The 24621-nt window shown below is 65.8% G+C and carries 23 protein-coding genes; 11 read left to right on the top strand and 12 right to left on the bottom strand.

The features are described 5' to 3' along the window. Positions 1 to 104: 104 nt before the first annotated feature. Both AC1DW2_RS24060 and AC1DW2_RS24055 read right to left on the bottom strand, forming a co-directional pair. Positions 105 to 935 carry a tRNA1(Val) (adenine(37)-N6)-methyltransferase gene (locus AC1DW2_RS24060; RefSeq protein ID WP_477007252.1) on the bottom strand — a complete coding sequence of 277 codons (831 nt, stop codon included), beginning with the start codon at positions 933 to 935 and terminating at the stop codon, positions 105 to 107. Next, positions 928 to 1155 carry a putative signal transducing protein gene (locus AC1DW2_RS24055; RefSeq protein ID WP_014497336.1) on the bottom strand — a complete coding sequence of 76 codons (228 nt, stop codon included), beginning with the start codon at positions 1153 to 1155 and terminating at the stop codon, positions 928 to 930. Before AC1DW2_RS24055 ends, AC1DW2_RS24060 begins: the two co-directional genes overlap by 8 nt. Before the next feature lie 133 nt (positions 1156 to 1288). Here AC1DW2_RS24055 and AC1DW2_RS24050 point away from each other — a divergent pair, with 133 nt between their 5' ends. The 4 genes from AC1DW2_RS24050 (at position 1289) to AC1DW2_RS24035 (ending at position 5197) form a co-directional block, all read left to right on the top strand. After that, positions 1289 to 2296 (top strand): polyprenyl synthetase family protein, encoded by a 1008-nt coding sequence (locus tag AC1DW2_RS24050; protein WP_354179088.1) that lies wholly within the window; start codon positions 1289 to 1291, stop codon positions 2294 to 2296. 444 nt (positions 2297 to 2740) lie between these two features. Then, positions 2741 to 3256 (top strand): winged helix-turn-helix transcriptional regulator, encoded by a 516-nt coding sequence (locus AC1DW2_RS24045; protein WP_247314264.1) that lies wholly within the window; start codon positions 2741 to 2743, stop codon positions 3254 to 3256. Position 3257: 1 nt separating this feature from the next. Next, complete coding sequence (gene fabF / locus AC1DW2_RS24040) at positions 3258 to 4568, top strand: beta-ketoacyl-ACP synthase II (RefSeq protein WP_477007251.1); 1311 nt, start codon at positions 3258 to 3260, stop codon at positions 4566 to 4568. Continuing rightward, positions 4565 to 5197 carry a LysE family translocator gene (locus AC1DW2_RS24035; protein ID WP_477007250.1) on the top strand — a complete coding sequence of 211 codons (633 nt, stop codon included), beginning with the start codon at positions 4565 to 4567 and terminating at the stop codon, positions 5195 to 5197. The genes fabF and AC1DW2_RS24035 overlap by 4 nt, the downstream gene beginning before the upstream one ends. A 64-nt stretch (positions 5198 to 5261) precedes the next feature. On the opposite strand, the gene AC1DW2_RS24030 is transcribed toward AC1DW2_RS24035, so the two are convergent. Then, positions 5262 to 5525, bottom strand: coding sequence for a hypothetical protein (locus AC1DW2_RS24030; RefSeq protein WP_477007249.1), 264 nt, complete (start codon positions 5523 to 5525; stop codon positions 5262 to 5264). 483 nt (positions 5526 to 6008) lie between these two features. Here AC1DW2_RS24030 and AC1DW2_RS24025 point away from each other — a divergent pair, with 483 nt between their 5' ends. Beyond that, entirely contained in the window at positions 6009 to 6884 is an 876-nt protein-coding gene (locus tag AC1DW2_RS24025) for an alpha/beta fold hydrolase (protein WP_477007248.1), read from the top strand. Between the two features lie 124 nt (positions 6885 to 7008). Here the strand turns inward: AC1DW2_RS24025 and AC1DW2_RS24020 are convergent, their stop codons facing one another. The 3 genes from AC1DW2_RS24020 to AC1DW2_RS24010 all read right to left on the bottom strand — a co-directional run bounded on the left by AC1DW2_RS24020 (position 7009) and on the right by AC1DW2_RS24010 (position 11703). Next, positions 7009 to 7893 carry a 4-(cytidine 5'-diphospho)-2-C-methyl-D-erythritol kinase gene (locus AC1DW2_RS24020; protein ID WP_477007247.1) on the bottom strand — a complete coding sequence of 295 codons (885 nt, stop codon included), beginning with the start codon at positions 7891 to 7893 and terminating at the stop codon, positions 7009 to 7011. A gap of 25 nt (positions 7894 to 7918) precedes the next feature. Next, the gene (locus tag AC1DW2_RS24015; RefSeq protein ID WP_477007246.1) at positions 7919 to 9712 is read right to left on the bottom strand and encodes a tetratricopeptide repeat protein; all 1794 of its coding nucleotides are present in this window, start codon (positions 9710 to 9712) and stop codon (positions 7919 to 7921) included. Positions 9713 to 10041: 329 nt separating this feature from the next. Beyond that, on the bottom strand, positions 10042 to 11703 hold the full coding sequence (locus AC1DW2_RS24010; protein ID WP_477007245.1) for an electron transfer flavoprotein-ubiquinone oxidoreductase: 1662 nt from the start codon (positions 11701 to 11703) through the stop codon (positions 10042 to 10044). A gap of 139 nt (positions 11704 to 11842) precedes the next feature. Between AC1DW2_RS24010 and AC1DW2_RS24005 the strand changes: the two genes are divergently transcribed. Further along, positions 11843 to 12646, top strand: coding sequence for a uracil-DNA glycosylase (locus AC1DW2_RS24005; RefSeq protein ID WP_477007244.1), 804 nt, complete (start codon positions 11843 to 11845; stop codon positions 12644 to 12646). Between the two features lie 125 nt (positions 12647 to 12771). Here the strand turns inward: AC1DW2_RS24005 and AC1DW2_RS24000 are convergent, their stop codons facing one another. The 4 genes from AC1DW2_RS24000 to AC1DW2_RS23985 form a co-directional block, all read right to left on the bottom strand. Further along, the gene (locus tag AC1DW2_RS24000) at positions 12772 to 14280 is read right to left on the bottom strand and encodes a glycosyltransferase family 39 protein (protein ID WP_477007243.1); all 1509 of its coding nucleotides are present in this window, start codon (positions 14278 to 14280) and stop codon (positions 12772 to 12774) included. Between the two features lie 99 nt (positions 14281 to 14379). Further along, positions 14380 to 15246, bottom strand: coding sequence for a ribonuclease HII (locus AC1DW2_RS23995; protein ID WP_477007242.1), 867 nt, complete (start codon positions 15244 to 15246; stop codon positions 14380 to 14382). Positions 15247 to 15322: 76 nt separating this feature from the next. Next, entirely contained in the window at positions 15323 to 15778 is a 456-nt protein-coding gene (locus AC1DW2_RS23990) for a VOC family protein (protein ID WP_477007241.1), read from the bottom strand. Between the two features lie 23 nt (positions 15779 to 15801). Continuing rightward, a complete protein-coding gene (locus tag AC1DW2_RS23985; protein WP_477007240.1) occupies positions 15802 to 16965 on the bottom strand; it encodes a PA0069 family radical SAM protein in 1164 nt (387 codons plus the stop codon). 210 nt (positions 16966 to 17175) lie between these two features. Between AC1DW2_RS23985 and AC1DW2_RS23980 the strand changes: the two genes are divergently transcribed. Beyond that, entirely contained in the window at positions 17176 to 19563 is a 2388-nt protein-coding gene (locus AC1DW2_RS23980; protein ID WP_477007239.1) for a phosphoketolase family protein, read from the top strand. Between the two features lie 4 nt (positions 19564 to 19567). Next, positions 19568 to 20749 (top strand): acetate/propionate family kinase, encoded by a 1182-nt coding sequence (locus tag AC1DW2_RS23975; protein ID WP_477007238.1) that lies wholly within the window; start codon positions 19568 to 19570, stop codon positions 20747 to 20749. Positions 20750 to 20928: 179 nt separating this feature from the next. Here AC1DW2_RS23975 and AC1DW2_RS23970 read toward each other — a convergent pair whose 3' ends face one another. Beyond that, positions 20929 to 21312 (bottom strand): hypothetical protein, encoded by a 384-nt coding sequence (locus AC1DW2_RS23970; RefSeq protein WP_071916148.1) that lies wholly within the window; start codon positions 21310 to 21312, stop codon positions 20929 to 20931. 176 nt (positions 21313 to 21488) lie between these two features. Then, positions 21489 to 22328, bottom strand: coding sequence for an RMD1 family protein (locus AC1DW2_RS23965; protein ID WP_477007237.1), 840 nt, complete (start codon positions 22326 to 22328; stop codon positions 21489 to 21491). 333 nt (positions 22329 to 22661) lie between these two features. Between AC1DW2_RS23965 and AC1DW2_RS23960 the strand changes: the two genes are divergently transcribed. The 3 genes from AC1DW2_RS23960 to AC1DW2_RS23950 all read left to right on the top strand — a co-directional run bounded on the left by AC1DW2_RS23960 (position 22662) and on the right by AC1DW2_RS23950 (position 24409). Next, positions 22662 to 23237: a glycosyltransferase family protein gene (locus AC1DW2_RS23960; protein WP_477007236.1), complete on the top strand. Its 576-nt coding sequence runs from the start codon at positions 22662 to 22664 to the stop codon at positions 23235 to 23237. 66 nt (positions 23238 to 23303) lie between these two features. Then, positions 23304 to 24281, top strand: coding sequence for a bifunctional helix-turn-helix transcriptional regulator/GNAT family N-acetyltransferase (locus tag AC1DW2_RS23955; protein WP_477007235.1), 978 nt, complete (start codon positions 23304 to 23306; stop codon positions 24279 to 24281). Continuing rightward, complete coding sequence (locus tag AC1DW2_RS23950) at positions 24281 to 24409, top strand: hypothetical protein (RefSeq protein WP_275552127.1); 129 nt, start codon at positions 24281 to 24283, stop codon at positions 24407 to 24409. The genes AC1DW2_RS23955 and AC1DW2_RS23950 overlap by 1 nt, the downstream gene beginning before the upstream one ends. Positions 24410 to 24621 lie beyond the last annotated feature (212 nt).

Genomic DNA, 24621 nt, shown 5'->3' with positions numbered 1-24621 from the left:
AGTGCCCGGAACGTGTTTTGCAGATTCCCCGTTGGGAAGCTGCAATGAGGCAGCGGAGAACACCATGAAAATCTATCTGCTGTTGCTGCTGGTCGGTGCGCTGTTCATGGCGATCCGTCTGACGACCCCGCAAGAGCAGCAGTCGGAATCGCTTCCGCAGTAAGTCGTCGCGGCTCCGCCAGCGGCAAGAGCGCCCTCCCCTCCAGAATCTCCGTCACCTGATTTTTAGGCACGCCTGACTCGTCGTTGAGCATGAGGCCCGGCAGCAGTCGCGTCGGCGCTCGGCCGCCTTTGACTGCGCGCACCAGCACGCGGATCGCGGGCCGTCCCGCCTCGCCGTGAACCGGCAGGATCGACAGGCTTCCAAAACCGCGTGACAGCGCAGTCAAAACCTCCGCGATCCCATCGGCGCGCCAGATCAGGGTCAGCGCGCCGTCCGATCGGAGGATGCGCCGCGCCGCATGCACCCATGCATTCAGCGTCTCCTCCCTCGCAACATGCGCGGTGCGGCGCGCCTGATCGGGCGAACCGCGATGGCGCGCGGGATCGTTGAAGGGCGGGTTCATCAGCACCACGTCGACGCTGTCGGGCGCGAGGCCATTAGCCGCAAACGCCTGTGCGTCGGCCGTAACGTCGAGCACGATCGTCTCGGCGGCGATCGCATTCGCCGCCGCATTGGCGCGCGCGAGTTCCGCCAGTTCCGGATCGATCTCGACCAGGCTGAGGCTGATTCCCGCGACGCGCCGGCCAAGCGCCAGCCCGGCGGTGCCGATGCCGGCGCCCAGATCGACGACACGGTCGCCCGCCTGCGCTTCCGTCGCCGCCGCGAGCAGGATGGCGTCATGCCCGGCGCGGTGGCCGGACCGCTTCTGCTTCAAGCGCAATTGCCCGCCGAGAAAGGCGTCCTCGGTGAAGTCTGTGACGACGTCAATCATCGCCGCGCAGTTCATGGCTGAGGCCGGCCTCGGTGAGGAGCTCCCTGGCCTCCTGGGCGTCATCCTCATGGACCAGGATCCGCCGCGGCAGGATACCCAGCGAGCCCTCGATAATGCTCATGTTCTGGTCCAGCACCAGATGATGGATGTTGGCGCCGTCGAGCAGCGCGCCGATCGCCGACACCAGCACCATGTCGTTGGTCCGAACCAGTTCACGCAAAACGCAGGTCTCCTGCCTGAAAGGGGCTAAAGCGGCAAATGTCAATGGTTCCGCGGCACTTGCCGCATCCGCTGCCAGTTTCTATTGTATTTGCATCAGAATAGCCCCTCCGGGGCAAATATTGGAGACCGGCGTGGCCGTCATCGTACCTTTCGAAACTCCCGGCGCGTCGATCGAAGAGCTGGTTGCCCTTGTCGCCGGTGACATGGAGCGCGTCAACGCCACGATCCTGTCGCGGACCGGCTCCGAGGTCACCATGATCCCGGAGGTCGCCAACCACCTCATCTCCTCCGGCGGCAAGCGCCTGCGCCCGATGCTGACGCTCGCCATGGCCAACCTCGCCGGCTACACCGGCGACGGCCACATCAAGCTCGCTGCCTCCGTCGAATTCATGCATACCGCAACGCTCCTTCACGACGACGTGGTCGACGAGAGCGAGATGCGCCGCGGCAAGCTGTCGGCGCGCATGCTCTGGGGCAATGAGGCGAGCGTGCTGGTCGGCGACTTCCTGCTGGGACAGGCGTTCCGCATGATGGTCGAGGTCGGCTCGCTCCGCGCGCTCGACATCCTGTCCGCGGCCGCCGCCACCATCGCCGAGGGCGAGGTGATGCAGCTCGCCGCCGCCAAGAACACCGCGACCACCGAGGACGAATATCTCGCCGTGATCCGCGGCAAGACCGCCGAGCTGTTTGCCGCCGCCTGCGAGGTCGGCCCCGTCATCGCCAACCGCCCGAAGGCGGAGCAGACCGCGTGCCGCTCGGTCGGCATGAATCTCGGCATCGCCTTCCAGCTCGTCGACGACGTGCTCGACTATGGTGGCAAGAGCGCCAAGCTCGGCAAGAACACTGGCGACGATTTCCGTGAGGGCAAGATCACGCTGCCGGTCGTGCTCGCCTTCCGCCGCGGCAACGACACCGAGCGCGCCTTCTGGATCCGGGCACTCGAGCGCGGCGAGATCGGCGACACCGACCTCGACCACGCCCTGGGCCTGATGAACAAGCATCGCGCGCTCGAGGACACGCTCAGCCGCGCCCAGCACTACGGCGCCATGGCGGTGGACGCACTGGCGCTGTTCCCGTCCTCGCCGATGAAGAGCGCGCTGGAGCAGGTGGTCGCGTTCTGTCTGGCCCGGTCGCATTAGGCGCGAGGGCCTGACGCTCTTTCCACGTCGTCATTGCGAACGCAGCGAAGCAATCCAGAATCCCTCCGCGGGAACAGTCTGGATTGCTTCGCAGCGCTCGCAACGACGGAGAGCTAGGCAACGGCGCATTCCCTCTCTTGTCCCGGACGCGCTGCAGCGGGAAACGCTGCTGCGCAGAGCCGGGAAGCGACACGCAAGGCTCTCCGCAACATGGGCCCCGGCTCTGCAGCGCACCGCCAAGAGGCGCTGCGCTGCGTCCGGGGCACGATAGCGGCTATCCGGCGGTTACCTTAAATCCCACCACCAGCCTGCTTTCACATACTCACCGCTCGCCCGCCGCGCACCTCACCGCCAGCCCCGCCTCCGCATCCTCACCGCTCACTCTACCTGCCGCCGCCTGCCCAGTGACTTGCATTTTGCAAGCCACTCTCCTACGTTCCCGCCATGCAGCCCAAATCCCCCTCAATCCTGGAATGCCCTGTCGGCCGCGCCGTTGAGACGGTCGGCGAGTGGTGGAGCATCTTGATCTTGCGGGATGCCTTCCAGGGCGCGACGAAATTCGACGAATTTTCGCAAAGTCTCGGAATCGCGCCGAACATCCTGTCGCGGCGCCTTGCCCATCTCACCGAGAGCGGCATGTTCGTCCGCCGCCGCTATCATGAACGGCCGCCGCGGTACGAATATGTGCTGACGGAGAAGGCGCGGGATTTCTTCCCTGTGGTCGTGGCGCTGCTGGCCTGGGGCAACAGGCATCTCGCGCCCAAGGGCGAATCGATCGTGCTGGCGAATCGGAGCGACGCTCGCCCGTTCGATCCGATCGTGGTCGATGCCGCCGACATGCGTCCGATCACCCTCGCCAATGCGGTCGTCGTCCCGGGTCCCCGCGCCAGCCGCGGGATGCGCAAGCGGCTCGGCTCGCTCAAAGCCATGAACCCGGCCGTTGCGCCGGCTGGAGACTGACATGCGTCGTATCGTCGTGACGGGAATGGGAGCGGTGTCGCCGCTCGGCTGCGGTGTTGAACTGTCCTGGCGCCGGCTCCTGGCCGGCCAGAGCGGGTTGCGCCCTCTGCCGGAATGGTCGCAGGCGCTGCCTGCGCGCATTGCCGGTCTCGTGCCCGACAAGGCCGATGATGCCGAAGGCGGCTTCGACCCCGCACAAGCCGCCGCGCCAAAAGACCAGCGCAAGATGGACCGCTTCATCCTGTTCGCCCTGCTCGCCACCGCAGAGGCGGTCGCGCAGGCCAAATGGGCGCCGCAGGACGCGCGCGCACAGGAACGCACCGCAACGATCATCGCCTCCGGCGTCGGCGGCTTCCCGGCAATGGCGGAGGCGGTGCGCATCACCGAGCAGCGCGGCGCGCGCCGGCTCTCGCCCTTCACCATCCCCTCGTTTCTCGCCAATCTCGCCGCCGGCCACGTCTCGATCAAATACGGCTACAAGGGCGCGCTGGGCACACCGGTCACGGCCTGTGCCGCCGGCGTCCAGGCAATCGGCGATGCCGCGCGCATGATCCGTGCAGGCGAAGCCGATGTCGCGATCTGCGGCGGCGCGGAGGCCTGCATCGATATCGTCAGCATCGGCGGCTTTGCCGCGGCCCGCGCGCTGTCGAGCGGATTCAACGACGCGCCCGCGCGCGCCTCGCGCCCGTTCGATCGCGACCGCGACGGCTTTGTCATGGGCGAAGGCGCCGGTATCCTCGTGATCGAGGAGCTGGAGCATGCGCTGGCGCGCGGCGCCTCCCCGATTGCGGAAATCGTGGGCTACGGCACAACGGCGGACGCCTATCACATGACGTCGGGCCCGCCCGATGGCGACGGCGCCCGCCGTGCGATGGAGATCGCGCTCCGCCAGGCGAAGCTTGCCCCCGCGGATTTGCAGCATTTGAACGCGCATGCGACGTCGACGCCGGCCGGCGACGAAAGCGAGCTCGGCGCGATCGCCGCGCTGTTCGGCCGCAACCGGAACATCGCGGTGAGCGCGACGAAATCGGCCACCGGCCATCTGCTCGGCGCCGCCGGCGGGCTCGAGGCGATCTTCACCGTCCTCGCCTTGCGCGACCAGGTCGCGCCGCCGACGCGCAATTTCGAAAACGCAGATCCCGGCGCTGATGGCATCGACATCGTCGCAGGCAGCGCGCGGCCGATGCCGATGCTCAACGCCATCTCCAACGGATTTGGCTTTGGCGGGGTGAATGCCAGCGTGATCTTCCGCCGGATGGGCCGAACAAGAGGCCTTGCAATCGCAGCACGCTACGTTACCAAAACGGGATGATCGAAACGAATTTCTGGCTGTTCCTGGCCGCAGCGTGTCTCATTGCCGCCGTTCCCGGCCCCGGCATCTTCTATGTCGCGGCACGGACCTTGTCCGAAGGGCGCACCAGCGGCTTTGCGTCAACCGCGGGCACGGCGTTGGGCGGGCTGGTTCATGTCATCGCAGGCAGCCTCGGCATCTCCGCGATCATCCTTGCCAGTGCGGAACTGTTTGCCGCTGTAAAATTCATCGGCGCGCTCTACCTGGTCTGGCTCGGCATCAAGACCTTCCGCAGCGCCGGCCGCGCGCTCTCGCTGGAGAGCGAGCCCGTCGGCGACAGGCGCGCGTTCCGCGACGGCGTGCTGGTCGAGGCGCTGAACCCGAAGACCGCCGCATTCTTCCTCGCCTTCATTCCGCAGTTCCTCGATCCCGCGGGGTCGAGCCCCATGCTGCAATTCATCGTGCTCGGCGCGATCTCGGTGATCCTGAACACGCTCGCCGATGTCGTCGTGGTGCTGATGGCAACTGCAACGCGCACGCAGTTGATTGGCAGGCCGCATCTGATGCGGCGTCTCACCCAGGGCTCGGGCGTCTTCATCGCGGGCCTCGGCCTCTCGCTGGCGCTGGCGCGGCGGCCGGCGCAGAGCTAGCTCGCGTCATTCCCGACGGGCATCCACCGAAAAGAGAAAGGGGCCGAAGCCCCTTTCTCAGATTTCACCAGTGGTGCCAATGATGCCAGCGGTGCCAGCGAGCCCAATGATGCCAGCGCCAGCCGTCACCCCAATGATGGTGCCAGCCGTAACCACCCCAGTAATGCGGATGGTAGTAGCCTCCATGGTAGTGGCGTTGCCAGCAATGGCCCCATTCATTGCAGACATAGCCGGTCGGCACCTCGATCGGTGCTGCTGACGCAGCCCCGCCCGACAGCGTGACCCCGCCAAGCGCGGCAAGGCCGACAAACGCAGATACAAGTTTCATGATGTTCACCTCCTAACATCCGTTGGAGGCGGCGAGTGCGTCCTGCGTTCGGCGCCTTACGCAGGTTTAATACCGATGAACGATTTCGATGAGGCGATCCGCTCACGATGACGGCGTGCGCGCGACATTGTCGCCATCGGCCCGAAGGACTTTCCGGCCCGTAATGACCAAGATGTAACGCGTGGAATTCGAACGGCCCATCGCGCGCGGCTCACCCATGGTTGTTGCGATGGAGAGTTCGATGAGGATGATGTCCTGGTCGCGTTATCGCCTCCTGACAAGGTCGTTGTCGCGCACCGCGCGGCGCTGCCACGACGCGAAGATGCGCAAGACCCGGCAGCGCCGACGCGCCATGCGCCGCCTAGCCGGCACGAGCTCGCCGCCGAAGCGCCCGTGACCTGCGGCTTGCTTGTGGAATGGCCGGCAGCAGGCTACTCCAGTCGTGCTGTTATCTCGTCCGGCATTTCGAAGGATCGGCGCCCGATGCTTGCCCCGCAAAGTCGCACTTACGAGTCACACGGCCTGCGGCTGCACTATGCCGATTGGGGCAATGACGGCGCGCCCGTCGCCATCCTGGTCCATGGCGGCCGCGATCATTGCCGGAGCTGGGACGCCATCGCCCGCTCGCTTCAGCCGCATTTTCACGTGCTCGCGCCCGATCTGCGCGGTCATGGCGATTCCGACTGGACCAAGGGCGGCAGCTACGCGCTGACCGAGTATGTCTACGACCTCGCCCAGCTCATTCGCAGCATCGCAGCGCCTCAAGTGACTCTCATCGGTCATTCCATGGGCGGCATGGTGAGCCTGATCTTTTCGGGGTCGTTCCCAGAGCTGGTCACGAAGCTCGTCGTCCTCGACGGCGTCACCATGTTGCCGGACACCCCCAAAGCGCCGACGCATGAGCGCATCAGCAAATGGGTCAGCCAGCTCGACAGGCTGCACGACCGCACGCCGCGCAGCTATTCGACCCTCGAAGACGCGGCCGCGCAGATGGTGCTTCACAACAAGCGCCTCGCCCGCGACCTCGCGCTGCATCTTGCAACGCACGGCTCGCGGCGGAACGAGGACGGCACCTATAGCTGGAAGTTCGATCCCTACCAGCGCGCCTCTGCGCCGCACCGGCTCTGGCCTGACGACCACGTCGCGCTGTGGTCGCGCATCACCAGTCCGACGCTGCTGCTGAATGCCGGAGAAAGTTTTCTCGCGGGCGCCAGGGCCGCAGGCCTGGAGCGCTATTTCCCGCAGGCGCGTGTCGAGACCATCGCCGGCGCGGGGCACTGGCTGCAGCATGACAAGCCGCAAGAGGTGTTGAGTGAGATCCGGCGGTTTCTCGGGCTCACCGAAGAGAGCCGCGGCTAGCTCAACTGCCGTAGGGTGGGCAAAGGCGCAAGCGCCGTGCCCACCACGCAGCCAGATTGCGAGAATAAGTTTGGTGGGCACGCTTCGCTTTGCCCACCCTACGGCACCGTCGTCGGGGAAATACCTAGCTCAACGTCCCCGCATGCACCCACCAGCCGGAGTGGTCGCGCCGGATCTTTTCAGCGGCGGCATGTGCCTCGTTCGCCGCGCCGTAGATCGCAAAGCACGTCGCGCCGGAGCCGGACATGCGGGCAAGCTTGACGCCGGCGGAGTCACGCAAGGCTTCCAGCACCTCGCCGATCACAGGCTCGATCCGCAGTGCAGGGGCTTCGAGATCGTTGGCCACGGTTTCGAGAACGTCGACCCAATCGGCAATGGAGGCGCCCTCGTCCGGCCAGGCCGGCGCGTCGAGGACGGAAGTGGCGCCCACCAGCAATTCGCCGTTGCGCAGGCCCAGCGCCTGGAACACGTCCTTGGTGGCGACCGGCACGCGCGGATTGACCATCACGCAGGGCATGCTCGGCAGCGCGAGCGGCAGCAGCTGCTCGCCGACGCCGGTCATGTCGCAGGCGCGCGAGACTAGGCACACCGGCACGTCGGCGCCGGTCGCGAGCGCGACTTTCTGCAAGCGCGGATCATCGAGAGACAGATTGTTGAGACGCGCTAGCAGCCGCAGCGCCGCCGCGGCATCGGCCGAGCCGCCGCCGATGCCGGCCGCGACGGGAAGCACCTTGTCGAGCGCGAAGGCGCCCAGCTTCAGGTTCGGCACGGCCTCGGCCAGGAGCCTGGCCGCCTTGACCACGAGATTGTCCGCGGTATCGCCGCAGGCCGCGGCCAGCGGCCCGGTGGTGACGAGCTTCAGCTCGCCGCCCGGCTCCAGCGTCAGCTGGTCCGCGCAGTCGGCAAACGCGACCACGCTTTCGAGATCATGATAGCCGTCGGCACGACGGCCGACGACGCGAAGGCTCAGATTGACCTTCGCGCGCCCTTCTTCAATCAACGCCGACATTGGCGATCAGCCCCCAAACGCACTCTTAGCCGCCCTTGCCGTCGTCCTTCTTCTTGTCCGCCTGCGCGGCCGAAGAGTTCGAATCGTCGGTCATACCGTTGGCGATCTTGGCCTCGATCTTCGGAAGCTCCTCCGGCTCGGGCTTGAGATCGCGGGCATGGGCCCACTGGAATTTTGCTTCCAGCGTACGGCCGACGCGCCAATAGGCATCGCCGAGGTGATCGTTGATGGTGGGATCCTCGGGCTTGAGGTCGATGGCGCGCTCGAGGTTCTTCACCGCCTCTTCGTAATTGCCGATGCGGTAATAGGCCCAGCCGAGGGAGTCGACGATGTAGCCGTCGTCGGGACGCTGCTCGACGGCGCGCTTGATCATCTTCATGCMTTCGTCGAGATTCACGCCCTGGTCGATCCAGGAATAGCCGAGATAGTTGAGGACATGTGGCTGGTCGGGCTGGAGCTCGAGCGCCTTCTTCATGTCGGCTTCGGCCTTGCTCCACTCCTTGGAGCGCTCCTCGCAGATGCCGCGATAATAGTACCAGACGCTGTTGGCCTTGTCGTTGCCCGCCGGCAGCACGTCGACGCCCCGCGAATAGGTCGCGCCGCAATCGCCGAACTTCTTGCGACCGCGCTCGATATTGCCGAGCGCCATGATGGCTTCGAGATCCTTGGAATCGTCCGATGTGACGCCCTTGAGGATCTTGATCGCCTCGTCGGTGCGGTCGGCGGAATCCAGATCGATGGCGAGCTGGATCTGCGCGTTGCGCTTCAACGGCGAGGTCGCGGGCACCCGCTCATAAACCTTGATCGCCATCTGCGGCCGCTTCACCGATTCATAGAGATCGGCGAGCGAGAGCAGCGCCAGCGGATGGGTCGGCTGGAGATAGAGCGCGAGCTGAAGATAAACCAGCGCCAGATCCTCGCCGCCGCGGCGGGTCAGCGTGGCGCCGATGCCGTAGAGCGCTTCGGCGGCACCAGCTTGCGCGGAGTCGGCCAGCGGCGGCATCTTCTTGCCGGCCTTGGTGTCGCGCAGGCCTTCCACGATCAGCGGATGGCGGGCGAGCTTCTTGTCGAAAGCCAGGTAGACGGTGGTCGCGGCCGCGGAATCCTTGTTGCGCGACAGCCAGCGCGCATAGGCCTCGGTGACGCGCAGCATGGAATCATCGAGCTTGTAGGCGCGCTCGAAGCGGATGCCGGCGTCCTTCTCCTTGCCGGAGAGCTCGAGGATCATGCCGGCATGGAGGTCCTTGAACAGCGGATACCATTCCGGACCGGCGAGCTTGTCGATGGTGGCGACGCCGCCCTTGGCATCGCCCGCACCATAGGCGGCCCAGCCGGACAGCAGCGTGGCCACGAGATCGGTGATCGGACCGCGGATCGACTGGTTGATGTTGGTTTGCGCGGTCGCATATTTCTTCATCTTGAGATCGTGCACCCCGACGACGAGACGCGCGACGCGGTTGGTCTTGTCGATGGTCAGGACGCGCTCGGCGAGCTTGACCGCCTCGTCGATGTCACCGTCGGCAACCGACGAGATGAAGGCGCGATCGAGCAGCTCATTGTTTTTGGGATCGGTGCGAAGCGCCGAGCGGTAGAAGGCGGCGGCCGAGGCCGCATCGCGCTCGACGCTGGCGTGGCGGGCAGCGAGATAGCTGCCGGAGGTCGTCAGCGACTTCAGATCGTTCCGGGTCGGGAATTGCGCCGCTGTGTCGGACGGATGGTCCGGCGTCTGCGCCAGGACCGCGCCGGGGACCGTCGCAATCGCGGTGCCCATGAGGGCGATAGCGGCAACAGTCCAGCGGTTGAAACGATTTGAGAACATCAGGGGCTCGCCTTGAGTTGTAGTGCCTGGGTTTGCAGCAGTAGGCCGTATCGCATGCAAACGCGGCCGGTGGCATGGGGACCCGGAACCGTCGGGCCGACAATGCCGCTTTTGGCGCTTCACCGCAAGGATTCGGGCATGCGATCCCCTCCGCACGCCCCAAATCGGCCGACTACGCCCCAAGACGCTGCCAGTATGGCCTTATCGTGGCCGCGGACCGCTACCCCGGGCCGGTTCTCACGCGAACGTGCGTCACAATGCCGGGGGCACGTCACATTGGCCCCGGCTTGATCGCTTTGGTCCAATGATCCCGGCTTACATGGCCTAGCTTACATGGCCTCGTAGTTCGGACCGCCGCCGCCCTCCGGGGGAACCCAGGTGATGTTGCCGTTGGGGTCCTTCACGTCGCAGGTTTTGCAGTGGACGCAGTTCTGGGCATTGATCTGGAAGCGCGGGCTCGAGCCTTCCTCGACCCATTCATAGACCCCGGCCGGGCAATAGCGATTCGAGGGACCGGCGAACACGTCGTGCTCCGAGGTCTTCTGCAGGTTCATGTCGGCGACCTTGAGATGGACCGGCTGGTCCTCCTCATGATTGGTGTTGGACAGGAACACCGACGAGAGCTTGTCGAACGAGATCTTGCCGTCCGGCTTCGGGTAGTTCTTCGGCGCGTGGCTCTTCGCCGGATCGAGGGTGGCGCGATCGGGCTTCGCATGCGACTGCGTGCCGAACAGCGAGCCACCGAACAGCGTGTTGCACCACATGTCGAAGCCGCCGAGCGCGACGCCGAGCACGGTGCCGAACTTCGACCATAGCGGCTTGACGTTGCGGACCAGGAACAGATCCTTGCCGACCGCCGAGGACCGCCAGGCGTTCTCGTAGTCGACGATCTCGTCATTGGCGCGATCGGCAGCGAGCGCCGCCGCGACATGCTCTGCGGCGAGCATGCCGGTGCCCATCGCATTGTGCACGCCCTTGATGCGGGGCACGTTGACGAAGCCGGCCGCACAGCCGACCAGCGCGCCGCCGGGGAAGCTCAGCTTCGGCACCGACTGATAGCCGCCTTCGGTGATGGCGCGCGCGCCATAGGCGAGCCGCTTGGCGCCTTCGAAGGTACCGCGGATCGAGGGATGGGTCTTGAAGCGCTGGAACTCGTCGAACGGCGACAGATACGGATCGTCGTAGTTGAGATGCACGACGAAGCCGACGGCGACGAGATTGTCGTCGTAATGATAGAGGAACGAGCCGCCGCCGGTCTTCAGGTCGAGCGGCCAGCCGAACGAATGCTGGATCATGCCCTTCTGGTGCTTGGCGGGATCGATCTGCCAGACTTCCTTGAGGCCGATGCCGAACTTCGCCGGCTCGCTCTTGGAGTCCAGCGCGAACTTCGCGATCAGCTGCTTGGTCAGGCTGCCGCGCGCGCCTTCGGCGAACAGAGTGTACTTGCCGAGCAATTCCATGCCACGGGTAAAGGAGTCCTTCGGCTTGCCATCGCGGCCGATGCCCATGTCGCCGGTGGCGATGCCCTTCACCGCGCCCTGCTCGTCATAGAGCACCTCGGCTGCGGCAAAGCCTGGATAGATCTCGACGCCGAGCGCCTCGGCCTTGCGCGCCAGCCAGCGGCAGACATTGCCGAGCGAGCCGATATAGCAGTGATGATTGTCCATCAACGGCGGCATGATGAAGTTCGGCAGCTTGATCGCGCCGCCACCAGTCATCCAGTAGAAGCGGTCGTCCTTCACCTGCGTCTTCAGCGGACAGTCGGAATCCTCGCGCCAGTCCGGGATCAGCTTGTCGAGCCCGGCCGGATCGATCACGGCGCCGGAGAGAATGTGCGCACCGACCTCGGAGCCCTTCTCCACCACGACGACGTTGAGATCGGCATTGAGCTGCTTCAGCCGGATCGCAGCCGCCAGGCCAGACGGGCCGGCGCCGACGATGACGACGTCGAATTCCATGGATTCGCGCGGGGGAAGTTCTTCGGTGCTCATCTGATCTCAGCCCTTGAGACGGTTCCTCGTCATTTGCGCCCCCTTGTTTCCGATTTTTCCGGGTAGGACAACCACGGAAATGCGTTCCACTGGGATGCAAGGCACCCCAAACTGATATAGTAAAAGTCTGACTTTCCAAATGATCCCCGAACCCGCACCCACCGTCCGAGAGCTTCTCGCCTTCTATCTGGAGGCCGGGGTCGATTGCGCGCTCGCGGAGGAACCTGTCGACCGCCTGGCGGAATTGGATGCTCCGCCGCCGGCCCCACGCGCCGCACCTCCGGTCGAGGCACCACGGCCTGTTGCCGCGCCAGCGGTGATGCGCGGCGAGGCCGCACCTGCGCCGGACATTGCGATCGCCTCCGCGCGCGAGGCCGCGCGTACCGCGCCGACGCTCGAGGCACTGCGCGAACTGATGCAGAATTTTGAAGGCTGCGCGCTGAAGCATACCGCGACGCGGCTGGTGTTCGCCGACGGCAATCCGCAGGCGCGCATCATGTTCGTCGGCGAGGCGCCGGGGCGCGACGAGGACATCGAGGGGCTGCCCTTCGTCGGGCGCAGCGGCAAGCTGCTCGACCTCATGATCGGCGCGATCGGGCTCAACCGCACCACCGCCTACATCGCCAACGTGATTCCCTGGCGGCCGCCCGGCAACCGCACGCCGACGCCGCAGGAAACGCAGATCTGCCTGCCGTTCATCCAGCGCCAGATCGAGCTGGTGAATCCCGACGTGCTGGTGACGCTCGGCAATCCCTCAACGCAGACGCTGCTGTCGACGCGCGAGGRCATCATGCGCACCCGCGGCCGCTGGTTCGACTACGAGACGGGTGGGCGCACCATCCGCGCGCTGCCGACATTCCACCCGGCCTATCTCTTGCGCTCACCGTCGTACAAGCGGCTGGCCTGGCAGGATCTGCGCGCGATCGCGAAGGTGCTGGCGTGATAGCGAGCTGTCGTATGGTGGGCAAAGCGAAGCGTGCCCACCATCTCTAGGTCGACGACGGATAGACTTGACGGTGGGCACGGCGCGTTGCGCCTTTGCCCACCCTACGATTTCAGCGTTTGTCGCTACGTCCCCTTCGGCCGCACGATGGCCCAGCCGATGCGCAGCAGCTGCTGGCGGCCGGTCACCAGCCATTCGAACGCGCGCGGCACTTCCGGAACGATGCCGGGAAAGCGCGCGAGGATTTCGGGTGGCGGGGTGCCGGCGGTGTCGGAGGCGCGCCAGACCACGACGCCGCCGGTCTCGCTGAACTTGGCCTGATTGATCCACGGCGTGCGCGCGGGCTGGGCATCGATGAAGAGATGCGGCCGGCCGGAATGCAGCGTGATCAGGCTCGCAAGCTGGGTCTCGCCGGCGACCGCGCGCAGGCGATGATTGGTGCGGCGGGCAAAGCTCTCGTCGAAGAAATCCGAGATCGCGCGCGCCGGCATCGAGGTCGCAATCTCGTTGGCGCCGGTCAAGGGCAGAAACAGCACGGCGAGCACGACGCCGGCTGCGGGCGCCACGACGGCGGCAGCCCACACCGTCCGCAGCACGCGCGCGCGGCGCATCGCGATGAGGTCGCCGGCCGTCACGACCACGGCAAGCCCCGACATGACCAGCACGACGCCGGCGCCGCCGACGACGGCATCGAGCCCGAGCAGGCCGGAGATCAGGACCGCGCCGAGCGCAGGCGCCAGCGCGAAGAAATAGACGAAGTTGTGCGCGAGCGGCTCGACCGGCGGCCGGTAGATGATCGGCGCTTCCTCGCCCTTGGCGACGAACAGGCCGCTATTGAGAAAGGTCAGCGCCGGGATCGCCGCCGCGCCAAGCGCGAGCCCGCCGAGCAGCCACGCCGCGTGCAGCGCGCGGGCGTTCAGCGCGGCGACCTCGGGCAGGGTCGGCATGACAAGTGTCTCGGCGCGCATCAGCCAGACCGCATAGGGCAGCGCCAGCACGGCGACGACGATCAGCGCGAACAGCGGATCGAGCGCGCGTAGCGTCCGGCGTCCGCCGGCGGTCGAGATCGCGAAGACGAAGAGCAGGAGGAGAAGGAAGATCGCCGCGGGCGTCGTCAGCAGCAGGAGGCCCGCTTCGATCGACCAGGCGAACCAGGCATTGCCACGGCGCTGGCCGATGATCTGCCAGGAATGCAAGAGAAGCAGCGCCCAGAGCGGCCGTGCCAGCACCAGCGGGCCAAAGTCGAGCGCCGGCGAGGAAAAGGCCAGCACCGTCATGGTCAGCAGCACGGCGAGCACCGCCTGCTGTGAGCCGACCACGGCGCGGGAGAGATGATAGAGCGCGATGAAGGTCGCGACCTCGCAGAGCTGGGCGAGGACATAGACGCCGAACACGTGGCCGCCCGCGGCGCGATAGGCGATGTCGGCGAGCCAGACCGGCAAGGGCGGCCCGAGATCGGTGCCGACCTGGTATTCGCGGCCGAACGCGAGCAGGGTCGCGAGCGTGCCGGGCGGGCTGCGATAGAACACCAGCGCCACGAACAGCCACATCGCGGCCTGGAGCAGCACGGCGATCCACACGATCAGCCGCGGCCGGGCGCGAATGAGCTCGATGACCAGGGAGGTAAACCGCATGCAACGTCCGAAAGATGCAGCCAACCCGTCCAGCCGGCCCTATTCGCTCACATCTGTTTTGATAAAGGGCGCTGCGCGTTGTGGCAACGACCGTCTGCCCTACAGGCCCGCTGACGCATCAATTTCAACGCTTGCTTCCACCTGCACTTCCATCTCGGTCACCGCGAACAGGTCCCGTACCGGCTCGACGGTCCAAGGCATGTGCTTGGCACGCGCCGCGGCGACGGGGGCGAAGAAGCTGCGGTGGTGGACGGTGGGACCGAGGCGGTCGAGCGCGTCGAGGTGATCCGGGACGGCGTAGCCCTTGTGCTGCTCGAAGCCATAGCCGGGGCAGTCCTGCGCCAGCGCGCACATCAGCCGGTCTCGCGTCACCTTGGCGATGATCGAGGCTGCGGCGATGGACAGGACGATGCCGTCGCCGCCGATCACGGCCTCGCAGTCGCAGGCGGTGTCGAGCCGATCGCGGCCGTCGACAAACACATGACGCGGCGCGTCGGGCAGCGCCACCACGGCGCGCTTCAGCGCCCACAGCGAGGCACGCAGGATGTTGTCGCGGTCGATCCGGGAGCGCGAGGCGACGGCGACCGAGACCTGCGCGGTGGCGCAGATCTTGTCGAACAGCCTTTCCCGCTCCTCGGCCGTCAGGCGCTTGGAATCGTCGATGCCGCGGGGAATGCGGTCGGGATCCAGAATCACGGCGGCTGCTACTACGGGACCAGCCAGCGGCCCGCGGCCGGCCTCGTCGCAGCCGGCAACCGGCCAGATGCCGCGCTTGATCAGCGCGCGCTCGCGGCGGAAGGTCGGCGATGCGACGGCGATGATGGCGCCCTGCCTACCGGCCGGGGCCTTAACGGCCGCCCCCTTGGCCGCCTTCACAGGCGCTGCCTTCTTGGAGGCATCCTTCTTCGGCGCGCCCTTCTCTGGCGCGTCTTTGGCCGGCTTCCTGGTGGACTTGTCCCGAATCATGGCCGGGATCGTGCGCAAGCGGCCCGGCCGGCGCAACCGGGAACCCCGGACAATTCCCGTTATTCAGACCAGCCGCCTACTCCGCCAGATGCACCCGCCGGTCCTCTCCGACCTCGATGCCCGGCGCGACCACGACCTCCCAGGGATGGCCGTCGGGGTCGGCGAAATAGCCGGAATAACCGCCGTAGTCGGTCTCATGCGCCGCTTTCAGCAGCGCCGCGCCCTTGCCAACGGCGAAGACCAGAACCGCATCGACCTCGTCGCGCGTGGCGCAGTTCCAGGCGAGCGTCATGCCGCGGAAGGTCGCTGGCCTCGGATTGTCCGGTAACTTGGCGTCGGCCGCGAGTTTGTCCCAGTGAAACAGGGCCAGTACCGGACCACCGGTATCGTAGAACGCAACCGCCTCGCCGGTCGCCTTCAGCCGACGCGCGAAGCCGAGCGCGTCATAGAAGGCGATGCTGGCACGAATGTCGCTCACACCCAGTGTGATGACGGTGAGCCGCGGCACCGGCGCGGTAAGTTCCTGGCTCATGCTACGCCTCTTCCGTTTCCCGATCAGAACAGGCTGAGCTGATCGCCGTTCCGCTCCGGCCTCGCAAAGTGATCCGTCGTCAGCTTGGAGCGCCGCTTGTTCAGCCCAAGCCTGTCGCAGGCGATCTCGAAGCGGCGGCCGATGGTCCAGGCCATCGGTCCGGTGCCCTTCATCCGCTCGCCCCATTTCGCGTCGTAATCGCGGCCGCCGCGCATGTCGCGGATCAGGGTGAAGACGTGGCGGTAGCGGTCCGGATAATTGGCCATCAGCCATTCGCGGAAGAGATCGCGAACCTCCAGCGGCAGCCGCAACAGCACATAGGAGGCTTCCTTGACGCCGGCATGGGCGGCGGCATCGAGAATGCGCTCGATCTCGGAATCGTTCAGCGCGGGGATCACGGGCGCAACCATCACGGTGGTGGGAATGCCGGCCTCCGAGAGCTGCTTCAGCGCCTCCAGCCGCTTCGGCGGCGTCGCCGCGCGCGGCTCCATGGTGCGCGCGAGCTTTGGATCGAGCGAGGTGACCGAGATCGCGACCTTGGCGAGGTTGCGCTTGGCCATCCGCGCGAGAATGTCGATGTCGCGCACCACCAGCGCCGACTTGGTGACGATGCCGACCGGATGGCCGGCGCGCTCCAGCACTTCGAGAATACCACGCATGATTTTGCGCTCGCGCTCGATCGGCTGATACGGATCGGTGTTGGTGCCGATCGCGATCATCCGCGGCTCGTAGCCGGTCGCGGCCAGCTCCTTCTCGAGCAGCGAAGGCGCATCTGGCTTGGCAAACAGCTTTGACTCGAAGTCGAGCCCCGGCGACAGGCCGAGATAGGCGTGCGTCGGCCGCGCGAAGCAATAGACACAGCCGTGTTCGCAGCCGCGATAGGGATTGATCGAGCGGTCGAAGCCGATATCGGGGGATTCGTTGCGGGTGATCACCTTGCGCGAGGCGTCGACGCCAACGCTGGTCTTGAACGGCGGCAGCTCCTCCAGGCTCTGCCAGCCATCGTCGAAGGCGACGCGGGCCTCGGCCTCGAAGCGGCCACTGGCATTGGACTGGGCGCCCCGCCCTCGCCTGCGCTGCTTGTCGATTGCGACCGCCAGTTCGGGAAAATCAGAGTCCGCACCCGCCGGCTCGGAGGGCGCCGTGACCGGCGGGTGCTTGAGAGCATGAGAGGATGCTGGACTCATGAAGCCAAGATAGCACGCCAAAGGAACAAATCAAGAACACAAACAAAAAACTGAAAAACAACCCCATGCACAGTAGCCGCCCAAATTTCGGGCGCGGTCCTTTGACCTCACGCAACACACCCGTCGCGGCGATCCTGTTCGATGCCGGACAGGGATCAATCGCACCGGAACAAAGTTGGTGACGATCGCTGGGTGAAAGTCAGCAGGAACATGACAAATCAACGACAATCGGCCTCAGGGAGCAGCGACCTCGATCTGCTCGATCGCTATTGGCGCGCCGCGAACTACCTCTCTGTCGGGCAAATCTATCTGCTCGACAATCCGCTGCTGCGCGAGCCGTTGCGGCCGGAACACATCAAGCCGCGCTTGCTCGGCCATTGGGGCACGACGCCCGGTTTGAACTTCATCTACGCCCATCTGAACCGCGTCATCCGCGCGCTCGATGTCAGCGTGCTCTATATCTGCGGTCCCGGCCATGGCGGCCCAGGCATGGTGGCCAACACCTATCTCGAGGGCAGCTACAGCGAGATCTATCCTGACGTCGCGCGCGATGCGGACGGATTGCGAAAACTTTTCAGGCAGTTCTCCTTCCCCGGCGGCATTCCGAGCCACGCGGCGCCGGAAACGCCGGGCTCGATCCACGAAGGCGGCGAGCTCGGCTACGCGCTGGTGCACGCCTATGGCGCCGCATTCGACAATCCCGACCTGGTCGTCGCCTGCGTCGTCGGCGATGGCGAGGCCGAAACCGGCCCGCTCGCGGCGTCGTGGCACTCGAACAAGTTCCTCAATCCCGCGCATGACGGCGCTGTGCTGCCGATCCTGCATCTCAACGGCTACAAGATCGCGAACCCGACCGTGCTCGGACGGATGCGCGACGCGGAGATCCGCGACCTGTTCCGCGGGTTCGGCCACGAGCCGCTGTTCGTCGAGGGCGACGATCCTGAATTGATGCACCAGGCCATGGCGGACGCGCTCGACGTCGCGCTCGGCAGCATCCGCTCGATCCAGCAGCATGCCCGCGACGGCTGTCAAAGCGTCGAGCGGCCGCGTTGGCCGATGATCGTGCTGCGCAGCCCGAAGGGCTGGACCGGCCCGAAGGAGGTCGACGGCAAGAAGGTCGAGGGCTTTTGGCGCGCGCATCAGGTTCCCGTTGCGAGCTGTCGCGAGAACCCGGCACATCTGAAAATCCTCGAAGACTGGATGCGCAGCTACGAGCCCGAAAAGCTGTTCGACGGCAGCGGCGCGCTTGTTCCCGAGCTTCAGGCGCTGGCGCCCGAAGGTAACAGGCGCATGGGCGCCAATCCGCACGCCAATGGCGGCCTGCTGAAGAAGGAGCTGAAGCTGCCGGACTTCCGCAGTTTTGCCGTGGAGGTGCCGCAGCCGGGCGGTGTGACGGGCGAAGCGACGCGTGAGCTCGGCAAATTTTTGCGCGACGTCATCCGCCTCAACGCCGAGACGCGCAACTTCCGCATCATGGGCCCGGACGAGACCGCGTCAAACCGGCTCGACGCCGTGTTCGAGGCGACGGAACGGGTCTGGATGGAGCCGACGGAGCCTTACGACGTGCATCTCGCACAGGACGGCCGCGTGATGGAGGTTTTGAGCGAACATCTCTGCCAGGGCTGGCTCGAGGGCTATCTGCTCACCGGACGGCACGGCTTGTTCTCCTGCTACGAGGCCTTCATCCACATCGTCGATTCCATGTTCAACCAGCACGCCAAATGGCTGAAGGTGACGCGACATCTGCCCTGGCGGCGACCGATCGCCTCGCTCAACTATCTCCTGACCTCGCATGTCTGGCGGCAGGACCATAACGGCTTCAGCCATCAGGATCCCGGCTTCGTCGATCTCGTCGCCAACAAGAAGGCCGACATCGTCCGCATCTACTTTCCGCCTGATGCCAACACGCTGTTGTGGATCGCCGATCACTGCCTGCGCACTTATGACCGCATCAACGTCATTGTCGCCGGCAAGCAGCCAGCCCCACAATGGCTATCGATGCAGGACGCCGCCACGCATTGCGATGCCGGCATCGGCATCTGGACCTGGGCTGGCACGGAGGATGCGGATGGCGAGCCCGACGTCGTGATGGCCTGCGCCGGCGACGTGCCGACACTGGAGACGCTCGCCGCCGTCGATCTGCTGCGCAAGGCGCTGCCCGACCTGAAGATCCGCGTCGTCAACGTCGTCGACCTCATGACGCTGCAGCCGAAGGACCAGCACCCGCACGGCCTGTCCGACCGTGACTTCGACAGCCTGTTCACATCAGACAAGCCCGTGATCTTCGCCTATCACGGTTATCCCTACCTGATCCACCGTCTCACCTATAACCGCACCAACCATGCCGGAATGCATGTGCGCGGCTTCGCCGAGGAAGGCACCACGACGACGCCATTCGACATGGTCGTGCTCAACGGGCTCGACCGCTATCACCTCGCGATCGAGGCGATCGCGCGCGTGCCGGGTCTGGCAACCAGGGCCGCGCAGGTGCAACAGCAGTTCCGCGACAAGCTGATCGAACATTCGCACTATGTGCGCGAACACGGCGAGGACATGCCTGAAATCCGCGACTGGGTCTGGCCGGGCAAGACGGGTTGACGTCATGACGGCGTCGATCCTGGTCCTCAACTCGGGCTCGTCGAGCATCAAGTTCGGCCTGTTCGACATCGCGGCGGACGAGCCTGCCCTGCTGTGCAAGGGCCTGCTCGACGAGCATGAGGCGAAGCCGCGGCTCGTGGTGAAAAGCCCTGCGGGCGGAGACCTGTTCGAGACGCAGAGGGAAGCATCCGATGCGGACAGCGGTCATCTGTTCGCGGAGGTGCTCGGCTTCATCGAGGAGCGTTTTGCCGACCACCGCCTGCGCGCCGTCGGTCACCGCATCGTTCATGGCGGGCCGGATTATTCGGGCCCGGTTGAGCTGACTGACGACGTCTACGCAAAGCTGGACGCACTGACGCCACTGGCGCCGCTGCACCAGCCGCGGTGCCTTGAACCAGTCCGCACCATCAGGGCAATAAAGCCCGACCTGGCACAGATCGCATGTTTCGACACCGCCTTTCATCACAGCATGGCGCCACCCGCGAGCCGCTTCGCCATCCCGCGGCGCTATGAAGAGCGCGGTATCCGGCGCTACGGCTTTCACGGCCTCTCGTTCGAATATGTCGCGGGGCGCCTCGCGAAAATCGCGCCGCAGTTCGTTGCCAAGCGCACCGTCATCGCGCATCTCGGCAATGGCGCCAGCCTGTGCGCGTTGCGCGATGGCCGCAGCGTCGACACCACGATGGGGCTGACGCCGCTCGATGGCCTCGTGATGGGCACCCGGAGCGGCACCATCGATCCCGGCGTGCTGCTCTATCTGCATCAGCACGAGAGGATGTCGGTCGAGGATGTCCAGCACCTGCTCTATCACGAGTCAGGCCTGCTCGGCGTCTCCGGCATCTCTGCCGACATGCGCACGCTGCTGGCGAGCCGTGAGGCTGCGGCGCGGCAGGCGGTCGAGCTCTTCACCTTCCGTGCGGCGCAGCAGGTCGCGGTGATGGCGACCACGCTGGGCGGGCTGGACTGTCTGGTCTTCACCGGCGGCATCGGCGAGCATGCGAAGGAAATCCGCACCGCGATTGGTGAGCGGCTCGGGTGGCTCGGCGTGCATATTGACGCGGGTGTGAATGACGCGGCACGCGAGCGGATCAGCAGCAGTGGCAGCACCGTCAATGTGTTCGTCATTCCGACGAATGAGGAGCTGACGATCGCTCGGCATTGCGCGGCTGTGCTGCGAGCGAAATGAAAGCCCGGTCGACCGCTGCATCTTTCCCTTCTCCCCCGTGGGAGAATTTCAGCGGGCCATGACTTGTCGGGCCATGACCTGTCGCAGCGCTGCTGCGCCACTGTCGAAAGGACCATGGTGCGCAAAGCAAACGATTTCGCCAGCGCTTCGAGCACCATGGGCCAACTACGTCGCTCCGCTCAGTACGGAGAGTACCCGCCCGGGCAAACATAGTTTCCGTAAGCGTCATAGCCGCAGCCGCTGCGGTAGTAGGCCCCCGTCGCAGCTGCGCCGATCGCCGCGGCCCCCACTGCCGCCGCACCGACGCCGTAACGATATCCGCGATACCCTGCATAAGCGCCCCGATAGCCGTAACGCCCGCCGCGCACGGCGACAGCACCGCCCCGATATCCACGCGCCGCGACCGCGCCCCCGCGGTAGCCTCCTGCCCGCACGGCACCGCCGTGGAAACCTCCTGCGCGCATGGCGCCGCCGCGACCGCCGCGGGCAGATGCGTCATCGGGAGTGAAGGCGACAAGCAGCATAGCTGCGGCTGCCGAAGCGATGAGAGCTTGACGCAACATCAGCGTACTCCTTCTTCGAGGGAGGAAGCCGCGGACAGCTGCACATCGCGTTGACCGCGGGTCCGATCGAAGTCTCGTGCGCTGGAGCTTCGTGCCTTTGATTTGGATCAACGTTCATCTACATGAACGACGGTTCCCCGCCCGCACAGTGGCGTGCAGGCCGATCTCAGGCCGATCTAATGCGTGCCCGACAGGATCTGGATGCACCCGATCACGACCTCGATCACGATCAGCACCACGACTGCGATTTCCAGACGCAGCGAGCGCTGGGTGTCGATGATGTCGGTCAGCGCGTTGGCGGTTTCCGAGACCGCGGTGAGCTTGCGCTCGAGCGTGTCGAGGCGCTCCTTCAATTCGTACTCGTCTTCGAGACGGGCATAGAGACGGTCGAGCTCGGGCTTCTCCCAGAGCACGTCCGGTTTCTCGGCCACCGCGACACGGCCGGCGACGCGCTGCTGGACCAGAAGCGCATTGCCGATCAGTTGCAGGATGCCCTTGCGCCGGGGCGGCGTGCGGCCCTGCTCAGCGAGCCCCCGCGCGAAGGGCTCGATCACGTCGAAAACCGCGGCGACGCGGCGCTCGTCGCGGGCGAGCGAGGTGCTCTTGGCGAGCGCGTCCGCAACGATCAGCAGCCGATCGTCGGAGAATTTGGCGAGGCAGATCGGCCCGCCGGGCTGGATCGCCTCGGCGTTCTCATCCTTGCAGAGCTGCGCCTGTGCGATCTCCTCTTCAAAAGGGCTGAGCTCGCCGGTCACCCGCGGTTTCAGGCTGTCGATCAGCACCTTCTCCTCCGAAGGGAGGAGGCCGATCAGCACCACGACGCCGTAGCGGAAGATCACGACGAGCCCGGCATGGACGCGGAAGGCAGCAGGCGTCGAGGAGACAGGTGCGCCAAGCTCGAGCCCGGACGGATTGATGCGTTCGCCCAGCATCACGGCGCGAATCCGCAAGATCGGCGCGGCTTCCGGCTTCGGCGATGTTGGCGTTATGCCAACGGGAAGTTGATCTGCGTTCACTGGACTATCTCACTTTGCGCGGCGAGCGTTGCACGTTTTTCCCGTCGCAAGGTTTGTGTCAGACTGCCGGTGCAGCCTTGCGGACCTGCCGTCCTCGTCCCGATCCTATCGGCAGAGAATGCCCCGTTTGAGGTTCACGAAAACGAGATTCGCCGAAACATTCGGCAACAACGCCACCCCGCGTGCGACATATTCGGGTGCGATGGACTGCCCGTGGCTTACCATTGCAGACCGAAGCGCCGTCCAAAAGTTGCACTCGGCGATGCCGCGTGTTTATGACAATATCATAACGAGCTACGCTTCTCCCGAAGTGCGGACACCGAAGCCTCAATCATGCTGAGCGTCATCATTCCGACCGAAGGCGTCGAACAGACGGCGGTCGCAACCCTCGCCGCGCTGGTGCCCGGCGCCGCCGCGGGCGTCATCCGCGAAGTGCTGCTGGTCGACGGCACCCGCAACGGCGTCATCGAGCGCGTTGCGGACGTTGCAGGCTGCCGTTTCATCGGCTTCGAGGGATCCTCGCAGGGCGCCGCGCTTGCCGCCGGCGCGCTCCAGGCCCGTTCGCCGTGGCTGATGTTCCTCCCCGCCGGCGCGGTGCTGGAAACCGGCTGGATCGAGGAGACCACCCAATTCATCCAGGCCGTCGCGACCAGTGGCCGGGATCGTGCGGCGGTGTTCCGCTACGCGCGCTCGCCCTACGCCGATACCGGATTCCGCGACATGCTCCGTGCCGTGGTGCGCAAGCTCGTCGGCCCCCTCGGCGATCAGGGACTTTTGATCGCGCGCGATCATTACGACCGGATCGGCGGCTACCCGCCCCAGGCCCGCCGTTCCGAGGCGCGGCTGCTCCGGCGGCTCGGCCGCTCGTCCCGGACCATGCTGCGCAGCCGGATCGTCATAGTCGGCTGACGTCACCGATCTGATACTTGCCAAAGTCAAATAATTGTTTGACAATGGCAAGTATTGAGGTGACCCATGCCATCAGCCCTTTCGTCATCCAGCTCTTCGCCATCCGGCCCCTCTTCGACCGAACAGGTCGCTGACGACCAGGTCGAGGCGGTTCGCGCCTTCAACCGCTTCTACACCCAGAAGCTCGGCGTGCTCGACCAACAACTCCTGAAGAGCCCGTTCTCGCTGAGCGAGGCGCGCGTGCTCTACGAGCTGGCCCATGGTGGCGAGCAGTCGGCCAAGGAGATCGGTATCGCACTCGGGCTTGACGCCGGCTATCTCAGCCGCATCGTGCAGAACTTCGACGAGAGCGGCCTGATCGCGCGCAAGCCGCTTCCGAGCGACCGCCGGCAGGTTCAGCTGAGCCTGACCGCGAAGGGCCGCCAGGCGTTCGCCAGGCTCGAACGCTCGTCCCAGGACGACGTCGCCGCGATGCTGCGGCCGCTGCCGGGCGAGGAGCGCAGCAAGCTCACCGGTGCGATGGAGACGATCGAGCGGCTGCTCGCCATGCCGCGCACGCCATCCCCGCGCGCGACCCTGCGCGAGCCCCGCCCGGGCGACATGGGCTGGGTGGTGCAGAGCCACGGCGCGCTCTACGCCAGCGAATACGGTTTCGACTCCGGCTTCGAGGCGCTGGTGGCCGAGATCGTCGCCAAATACATGACCTCCTACGATGCCTCGCGCGAGCGCTGCTGGATCGCCGACATCGAGGGCCGGCCGGTCGGCTCGGTATTTCTGGTCAAGGCTAGCGACGACGTCGCCAAGCTGCGCCTGTTGCTGCTCGATCCGGCCGCACGCGGACAGGGGCTAGGCCAGCGGCTGGTCGCCGAATGCGTCTCTTTCGCGCGCGCCTGCGGCTATCGGCGGATGACGCTGTGGACGCAGAGCAATTTGGTCGCCGCGCGAAAAATCTATCAGGATGCAGGTTTCAAGCTGACCGCCACCGAGCCGCATCGCAGTTTTGGCCAGAACCTCACCGGCGAAACCTGGGAGCGCGATCTCTGATGCGGCGGCACGCACTCATCACGGGAGAGCTCGTCGATCTCTACAAGCGCCGCGCACGACGGCTGCACGCGGAAGCGTGCCGGACTATGTGGCGCGTGGTGTGGGGCTCGCTGCGACGGAAGAGCTAGTCGCTATCACTGGCGCAGCGGGCGCGATGCGCATGATTGTGCCCTCTCCCCTTGCGGGAGAGGGCTGCGACGCTGGGAGATGCGAACTCACTTGGGTGAGGGGTATGTCTCTACGGACGCAACTCTCTCGCATCGCACTCGCCGATAGATACCCCTCATCCGGCGCTTCGCGCCACCTTCCCCCACATCCGCCTTCGCCAAGGCTTCGGCGG

This window comes from Bradyrhizobium sp. P3_C3 (assembly GCF_056402655.1).
Note: the sequence above shows the minus strand (reverse complement) of the source record. Positions and strands in the feature narration are given on the sequence as shown.